At 29.2% G+C, this 8,410-nt stretch carries 7 protein-coding genes; 3 read left to right on the top strand and 4 right to left on the bottom strand.

Going from position 1 to position 8,410, the window contains the following annotated elements:
- Together AB1Z17_RS09285 and nhaA are read left to right on the top strand one after the other, a co-directional pair.
- The coding region (locus tag AB1Z17_RS09285; RefSeq protein WP_368051527.1) for a sodium-translocating pyrophosphatase at positions 1–1,602 on the top strand (1,602 nt) is incomplete at its 5' end.
- 253 nt (positions 1,603–1,855) lie between these two features.
- Positions 1,856–3,163 (top strand): Na+/H+ antiporter NhaA, encoded by a 1,308-nt coding sequence (gene nhaA, locus AB1Z17_RS09280; protein WP_368051526.1) that lies wholly within the window; start codon positions 1,856–1,858, stop codon positions 3,161–3,163.
- On the opposite strand, the gene AB1Z17_RS09275 is transcribed toward nhaA, so the two are convergent.
- From AB1Z17_RS09275 to corA, 4 genes are all read right to left on the bottom strand, one after another.
- Entirely contained in the window at positions 3,160–3,561 is a 402-nt protein-coding gene (locus AB1Z17_RS09275; protein WP_368051525.1) for a DUF6146 family protein, read from the bottom strand. The genes nhaA and AB1Z17_RS09275 overlap by 4 nt on opposite strands.
- A gap of 145 nt (positions 3,562–3,706) precedes the next feature.
- On the bottom strand, positions 3,707–4,627 hold the full coding sequence (locus AB1Z17_RS09270) for a mechanosensitive ion channel family protein (RefSeq protein WP_368051524.1): 921 nt from the start codon (positions 4,625–4,627) through the stop codon (positions 3,707–3,709).
- A gap of 52 nt (positions 4,628–4,679) precedes the next feature.
- A complete protein-coding gene (locus tag AB1Z17_RS09265; protein WP_368051523.1) occupies positions 4,680–6,200 on the bottom strand; it encodes a GNAT family N-acetyltransferase in 1,521 nt (506 codons plus the stop codon).
- 147 nt (positions 6,201–6,347) lie between these two features.
- The gene (corA, locus tag AB1Z17_RS09260) at positions 6,348–7,403 is read right to left on the bottom strand and encodes a magnesium/cobalt transporter CorA (RefSeq protein WP_368051522.1); all 1,056 of its coding nucleotides are present in this window, start codon (positions 7,401–7,403) and stop codon (positions 6,348–6,350) included.
- A 201-nt stretch (positions 7,404–7,604) separates the two neighbouring features.
- Here corA and rsgA point away from each other — a divergent pair.
- Positions 7,605–8,410 (top strand): ribosome small subunit-dependent GTPase A (gene rsgA, locus AB1Z17_RS09255; RefSeq protein ID WP_368051521.1); only part of this gene is annotated, 806 nt, incomplete at its 3' end.

The following is an 8,410-nucleotide window of genomic DNA, read 5'->3' as shown; positions in this document are numbered from 1 at the left end:
GTTGCTTTAATTTCCTTTATTTTATTAGCAATTACAGATACTTCTTTGCAAACGCAATTGTTAGTTTGGATTTTTGTAATGCGAATTCTAATGATTATCACTTCCATTGTTTCTTTTTGGATTAATGGAGCAATAACAAAAGCAAAATATAGTAATGTTGACGAACTGGATTTTGAAAAACCACTAACTTTATTGGTGTGGATAACATCATTATTGTCAATTGCAGTTACATTTATTGCGAGCTATTATTTAATAGGAGATCTTGAAAATAATTTATGGATAACGCTGTCAATAATTATTAGTGCTGGTACTTTAGGAGCTGCATTAATACCTGAATTTACAAAATTATTTACAAGTCCAAAATCAATTCATGTAAAAGAGGTTGTAGAAGCTTCTAAAGAAGGTGGAGCTTCACTAAATATACTTTCTGGGTTGGTAGCTGGTAATTTTAGTGCTTTTTGGCAAGGAATGGTTTTCTTTTTCTTAATGTTTATTGCCTATTATGCGTCAACTTATGGTTTAGGAGATATTATGATATATCCTTCTATTTTTGCCTTTGGTTTGGTAGCTTTTGGAATGTTAGGTATGGGACCTGTTACAATTGCGGTTGATAGTTACGGACCAGTTACTGATAATGCACAATCTATTTATGAATTGTCTTTAATTGAAGACAATATAGAAGAAATAACTGTCGAAATAGAAAAAGATTTTGGATTTACACCAGACTTTGAAAAATCGAAATATTATTTAGAAGCAAATGATGGTGCAGGAAACACATTTAAAGCAACTGCAAAACCAGTACTTATTGGAACAGCAGTTGTAGGTGCGACCACTATGATTTTTGCCTTAATTTTGGTTATTGAACATTCTTTAGGTATTAAGCCCGAAGCAATTCTAAACCTGTTAAATCCATATACTATTTTTGGATTTTTACTTGGTGGAGCTGTTATTTATTGGTTTTCTGGAGCAAGTATTCAGGCGGTTACTACAGGAGCAAGTAGAGCAGTGGCCTTTATAAAAGATAATATTAATTTAGACCCAAATGCGCCTAAAAAAGCGGATCTTGAGAAATCGAGAGAGGTAGTGAAAATTTGTACGCAATATGCACAAAAAGGAATGCTGAATATTTTTATAGCCATTTTCTCTTTTGCACTTGCATTTGCATTTCTATCTGCACCTGTTGATTTTTCTGAAAGTATGAGTGATGCGGATAAATTAGTTGCAGCGGCACCAGTTTCATTATTTATAAGTTACCTTATTTCTATCGCATTCTTTGGATTGTATCAAGCAATATTTATGGCAAATGCAGGAGGGGCTTGGGATAATGCAAAAAAAATTGTAGAAGTTGATATGAAAGAAAAAGGAACTGCATTGCATGATGCATCTGTAGTAGGAGATACTGTTGGAGACCCTTTTAAAGATACATCTTCCGTAGCTTTAAATCCAATTATTAAGTTTACAACCTTATTTGGCTTGCTCGCAATGGAAATTGCAATTTCGCCTTCATTTAGAGGTGTAGCACCTTACTTTGGAATTGTATTCTTATTAGTAGCATTGTATTTTGTATATAGATCGTTCTATAAAATGAGAATAAGTAAATAAAAATGGTTTTTAAAAAATATTGAAACCAGTCATTCTGGACCTGCTTTCTATTGAAGCAGGTTCGGTTTAATGATTTTCTCAACTTTTAGTCAGTTTTAGGATTTAAAATTTAAAGTATAACAAATATTCAAATTAATTCAATTATATAGCGACTTTTTAACAAGTTCAAAAGATGTTTTTAGAATTCTACTCTAGAATTTAGGAGTGTATTTTTTAAAAAAATTGTATATTTCCAAAAAATAAAAATAGTTATATGAAATTTATAAGTGACCCATTAAAGAGTTTTATTAAATTAGAAACTGCTTCTAGTATTATACTTTTTTTAGTTTCAATTTTTGCCATTATTTGGGCGAACTCATCTTTTGGATATTTGTATGAAGAGATTTGGTATAAAAAATTTACAATTGGATTTATAAATACAGATTTTCAATTATCAAAGTCGTTAATTTTGTGGATTAATGATGGTTTAATGGCAATTTTCTTTTTTGTAATAGGCTTAGAAGTTAAGCGTGAAATTTTAGCAGGAGAATTAACAACTTTACGAAAAGCATCGCTTCCAATTTTTGCAGCCATTGGCGGAATGGCATTTCCGGTATTAGTTTTCTTCCTGTTGAATAATGGTAAAGTTGGTATGGAAGGTTGGGGAGTTCCAATGGCAACAGACATTGCTTTTACGCTGGGAATTTTAAAATTATTAGGAAAAAGAGTTCCTTTAGGAATAAAAATATTTTTAACGGCATTTGCAATTGTAGATGATATTGGTGCAGTTTTAGTTATTGCTATTTTTTATAGTTCAAATATTCAATGGGATTTAATCGGTTATGCAATGCTACTGTTTGCTGGGGTTTCCTTTTTAAGTTATAAGAAAGTGTATTCTCAATATTTATTTTTTATAATAGGATTTATAGTTTGGTTATTGTTCTTAAAATCGGGTGTGCATCCTACAATTGCAGGAATTTTAATGGCTTTTACAATTCCAATTCATAGAAAAGTTAATGTTGCAGAATATTTAAGTTCTGTAAAAAAACAATTATCAATTTTTAAGGAAAATGAAGCTACTTCTAGTCAATTATTAACCAACGATCAAATACATGCCATTGATGCCATTGAAAGTTGTTCGGAAAAAGTACATTCTCCTCTTCAAAATTTAGAACATAATTTACACGGTTGGGTTTCTTATTTAATTATGCCAATTTTTGCTTTGGCAAATGCGGGTGTTATAATTAGTTTTAAAGGCTTAGAGGGGGCAACTCATTTAGTTTTTAATATTGCCACAGCCTTGGTGCTTGGTAATACTATTGGTATTTTTTTATTGAGTTATGCTGCTGTAAAGTTAAAGTTTGCAGATTTGCCTGAGAACGTTAATTTTAAGCAATTACTGGGCGCAGGTATGTTAGGAGGTCTTGGTTTTACAATGTCCTTATTTATTGCAAACTTGGCTTATGAAGAAGAAAGCCTAATTGCAGCTGCAAAAATGGGAATTATTATAGGTTCTCTAATTGCTGGTACATTGGGGTATTTGGTACTAAGATCTTCGTTAAAAGAGTCAAAAATAACTTAAAATTGTTGCTTGTATTTATACTCAACAAATTTAAAATAGTTGTATAATTTATAATTTACGTCTAAGCCATAATCTATATTAAAATCGTAATCAATTACGTTTGCATAAATGTTTGGGTTATAAGTTAAAGGACTTCTGGCCCTGCTGTTCCACTCTGTTACATAAAATTTATTTTTTATTTCGTAGTAAGATTGCGAATAAAAATTTGCAGGTTTTGCTATTGTTAATAAGTAGGTTTCAAAACCAGGATCTATAATAATTATTTCGTACTCCAGTTCATCATTTGCAATTCTAACTGCACCTTCTGGAAGTTGTGGTTCCGTTTTTGTAGTCTTTGTTGTTGAACTACATCCAACAATAAAAAAAACAGCTGCTAAAAAATAGATTATTTTTTTCATGACTTTTTATTTTTTTTAGGTCACATGCTGTATATTATTTATTGTTTAATTGCTTGATAATCTTTAGCATGTGTATGCCATAATTAGATATTTTAAGTATTTTTTATAGCTCAAAAATCATTCCAATTTAGGTTTTTTAAAATTATTATTTATTGGTGATATCGACATTTACAACAGGAATTCCTACTACTTCAAAAGTAGCTGATGCTAATTCAACTTTTCCGTTTGATTTGGTAATTTCATTTAAAATTTCTGCAAAAATCGCATTTTTTGTAGCTCTCCTTTTTTTATAATTAACTACATATCTAAGATTAAACTCAACCCAATTATCGGTTAGTTTTAGTGTTAACGTTGATGCAATAATAGCATCTTCTATTAAATATTTCTTAACCATTAATTTCCAATCTTCTTTTGCAAAATTGGCATATTCTGAAAGTTGCGTATCCGCTATTGTTTGTATAATTTTATTGGCTAGTGTAATATCGGAGCCGTATTTAATAGGAAGGTTAATTTCATCCCAAACAAAAGGAAAATCTGTTGAATAATTGTGAACAGCACCTTTAAAAACAAAAGAATTGCTAATTTTTACAATGCGACCATTATAATTATCACTAGAAACCCAATCTCCAATTTCCATTAAGGTAGTTTTTGTAATTCCAATATCAATTACATCTCCTTTAATATCATTTATTTTAATTCGATCTCCAGGTTTATACATATTTGAACCAAATATGGCAAACCAACCTGCAATACTTAAAACTACTTCTTGTAAAGCAAAAGCTATTGCAGCACTAATTAAACCAATAGAAACTGTAAGGTACTGAAAGCTTCCAGTAAAGGTTATAAGTATTAAAAAAATAATTAAAATATAACTTCCAATTCGTATCAATTTTTTAATGCGATAGCGATTTGTATTGTCAGAAACCTTTTTATTAATACTATTCCTTATGGCCCAAGAAATTAATAGGATGATTATTAGCCAAAGTATAAATTGAGAAAATTTTAGTATTAACTCACTCGATTCCCAACTTTTAAAATCTTGAATTATGTTGTTTAACTCATCCATAATTTATGTTTTACCAATTAATTTCTGGGGTATTTTACATAAGAACTGTTAATTATAGTTTTTTTAATTCGTATAAATCTTTACGCCTGTCCTTTAAATTTCTAACACTGCCAAATTGATGCAATTGTCTAAGTAAATCTATATCAACATCGGCAATTAATATCATTTCAGAATTTGGAGTGGCTTCTGCTTTTATTCCATTTGCAGGAAACGCAAAATCACAAGGTGTAAACACCATAGATTGTGCATATTGAATGTCCATATTTTGAACTTTTGGTAAGTTTCCAACACTACCGGCTATCGCAACATAACATTCATTCTCTATAGCTCTGGCTTGAGAGCAGTTTCTAACTCTGGAATAACCGTTTTGAGTATCAGTTAAAAAAGGGACAAATAAAATATCCATTCCTTCGTCTGCCAAAATTCTACTTAATTCTGGAAATTCTGAATCGTAACAAATTAAGATTCCAATTTTTCCACAATCGGTATCAAAACTTTTTAATTCATGTCCTTTTTGAAGTCCCCAAACACGAACTTCATCTGGTGTTACATGCAATTTTTCATACCTTTCAACGGTACCATCTCTTCTGCATAAATAACCTACATTGTATAATTTTCCATTTTGCATTTCGGGCATACTACCTGAAATTATATTTATATTGTACGAAATGGATAATTGAGAAAATTGTTTTACTATTTCTTCGGTATGTTTTGCGAGTTCTCTTATGGCTTCAGCTTCTGTTAAGTGATTGTTTTGGGCCATTAATGGTGCATTAAAAAATTCTGGAAATAGTGCAAAGTCCGATCTATAACCCGAAACTGCATCTACAAAGAATTCTACTTGCGTCATTAACTCTTCTAAATCTTTATAAGGGCGCATTTGCCATTGAATTAACCCTAAACGAATTACTTTTTTTATAACGGAAGCTTTCTTAGATTTTTTTTCATAATAAATATTGTCCCATTCTAATAGCACAGCATAATCGTTTGAGGCTTCATCACCTTCTAAATAATTTTTCAATACTTTTGTTGGGTGAAAATCGTTAGAAACCTGAAAATTTAATACAGGATCGTGAATTTCTTTTCTTCTAACTTTTGCAATATATTCTTTAGGTGATAATTTATCTGAATATTTATGATAATTTGGAATTCTTCCACCAAAAGCAACACCTCTTAAATTTAAACGCTCACACAATTCTTTTCTATAATCGTATAGTCTTCGTCCAAGACGCAATCCTCTATATTCTGGCTTTATAAAAACATCAATTCCGTAAAGTACATCTCCGTCTTCTGTATGTGTGCTGAACGTATAATTTCCTGTAATTTCTTGATACGAGTGATGGTCATCAAAACTATTATAATCTACCATAATAGACAATGCACAACCAGCAATTTGATCGTTAATTTTTATGACAACTTGCCCTTCTGGAAAACATTCAATTAGAGATGCTATTTGGTGTTCTCTCCAAAAAGAATTTGGCATAGTTGTATAGGAATCTATCATTGCAGCCTTAAGCTCTTGATAGTCATTTAAAGTTAAATAAGTTAATTCAATATTTTCTATATCTTTCATTTTTTTTAGCGGTAAATTGTTTTAAATAAGAATAATACAGGTAAAATTCTGTTACTATTTTTAAAGTATTTACTAAGTAAAATTATACTTTTTTTTTGATTTTTTAATTAATATTATTAAAAATAAATTATGTGAAAAACCGTAATTCTAAAACCATTTTTTTCTTCTGAAATAGAACAACATTAAGATAAAAATTATTAATATAATTAACCAAAAACCAAAATATCCCCATTTCCAAGTTAGTTCTGGAATGTTACTGAAGTTCATACCGTAAATTCCTGCTAAAAAAGTAAGTGGAATAAAAATTGTGGACACAACAGTTAGAGTTTTCATAACCTGGTTCATTCTGTGCCCTTGTATTGAAAAGAATAAATTAATATTACTTTCAAGTCTTGCTTCAATTTTATCGCAATTGTCTAAAAGTGTTAGACAAATATCTTTTATTTCATAAAAATATTTAATGTGTTTTTGTTGAATTAGATTAAACTGTTCACGCTCAATTTTTGTAGCAAAATCGCGTATTGGAATAATCGTTTTTTTAATAATATGAATTTGTCTTTTATATACTTCAATAGTATTTAATAATTCAGGTGAAGGATCTTCATTAATATCAATCAGCGCAAAATTTTCAACCTTTTCTTCAATAATATCAATGGTTTTAAAATAATTATCTAAAATAGATTCCAATAAAAGAAAAAGTAAATAATCTGTAGTTCTTTCGCGTGAAATTCCAATATTTTCTCTTAATCTGTGTCTCACATGTTCAAAATGATCCGCTTTTCTTTCTTGAAATGATATTAAAAAGTTTTTACCTAAAATAAAACTCAATTGTTCTGCTTCAATTTCTATGGTATCTGCAGGTAATAAAGATTTTATGGAGAAAAAAATGTAATCTTCGTATTGTTGAAATTTTGGACGTTGGTTTACATCTAAAATATCTTGAATTACTAAATCGTGAATCCCCGTTTTTTTACAAATACTTTTAATTTGATCAGCGTCGTGTATTGCGTGTGTATTTAACCAATAATTTTTTGTTTCATCTATAAAACCATTATAATCTTTTTCGTGAAAATTATTGTTTTCATTTAATTCATTTTGGGTGTAACTAAAAAGTTGCATCTTAAAATCATCGGTATATTTAATACCTGTAAAAACTGGAATTTGAGGATTTAATTTTTTTCTATTCAGCTTTTTTTTGCCCATTGTAAGTTCTTTTTAATAAGATTTCTTTTTAATAGAAGTAATTTAAATGTATAAAATAAATTCCACTTTTTTAGTAAAATTTAAGAGCAATTAAATTTAAACCTTGTATTTAGTCGATTGCTTTTAAACTATATTATATTTGTAGTTATTAAATATCCATTTTAAATTTATAAGATTGTAAGAAACAATAAGTAGAAACAGATGAAAGGAGTTGTAACAAAATCGACAGGAAGTTGGTATACAGTATTTGATGAAAATGGTGATACTATTGATTGCAGGTTAAAAGGAAAATTTAGAATAAAAGGTATAAAAAGTACCAATCCGGTTGCAGTTGGTGATCACGTTATATTTGAATTTGAACAAGGAAAAGAAACAGGAGTTATAAATAAAATTCTTGAAAGAAAGAACTATATTATTCGTAAATCTGTGAATCTTTCGAAGCAAACACATATAATTGCAGCAAATATAGATCTTGCTTTTTTATTAATTACTATAGACAATCCACCAACATTTACTGGTTTTATAGATCGGTTCTTAGCTACAGCAGAAGCTTATAATATTACAACTGTATTATTGTTTAATAAATTAGATATTTATAACGACGAAGAGTTAGAAAAACTGGCAATGCTAGATGCTATTTATACTGATATTGGTTATAAATGTATTGCCATTTCAGCAATAAAAAATATTGGTATTGATGAGGTAAAAGCATTAATGAAAGATAAAACCACTATGTTTTCCGGACATTCGGGAGTTGGAAAATCTACCTTAATTAATGCAATTGAACCAACACTTAATTTAAAAACAAAAGAAGTTTCTAAACAACATAGGCAAGGAATGCATACCACCACTTTTGCCGAAATGTTTCATTTAAGCTTTGGTGGTTTTATAATAGATACACCAGGAATTAAAGGTTTTGGAGTGGTAGATTTTGAACCGCATCAAATTACAGATTATTTTCCTGAATTTTTTAAATTAAAATCTAAATGTAAATTCAATAATTGTTT

Origin of the sequence: Lutibacter sp. (genome assembly GCF_040883305.1) — a bacterium.
In the GTDB taxonomy this organism is placed as follows: Bacteria; Bacteroidota; Bacteroidia; order Flavobacteriales; family Flavobacteriaceae; genus Lutibacter.
Note: the sequence above shows the minus strand (reverse complement) of the source record. Positions and strands in the feature narration are given on the sequence as shown.

Bases quoted from the DNA above. Each gene is read 5' to 3' on its own strand.
- nhaA (WP_368051526.1), top strand. From the start codon at position 1,856: ATGAAATTTATAAGTGACCCATTAAAGAGTTTTATTAAATTAGAAACT.
- corA (WP_368051522.1), bottom strand. From the start codon at position 7,403: ATGGGCAAAAAAAAGCTGAATAGAAAAAAATTAAATCCTCAAATTCCA.
- AB1Z17_RS09275 (WP_368051525.1), bottom strand. From the start codon at position 3,561: ATGAAAAAAATAATCTATTTTTTAGCAGCTGTTTTTTTTATTGTTGGA.
- AB1Z17_RS09265 (WP_368051523.1), bottom strand. From the start codon at position 6,200: ATGAAAGATATAGAAAATATTGAATTAACTTATTTAACTTTAAATGAC.
- AB1Z17_RS09270 (WP_368051524.1), bottom strand. From the start codon at position 4,627: ATGGATGAGTTAAACAACATAATTCAAGATTTTAAAAGTTGGGAATCG.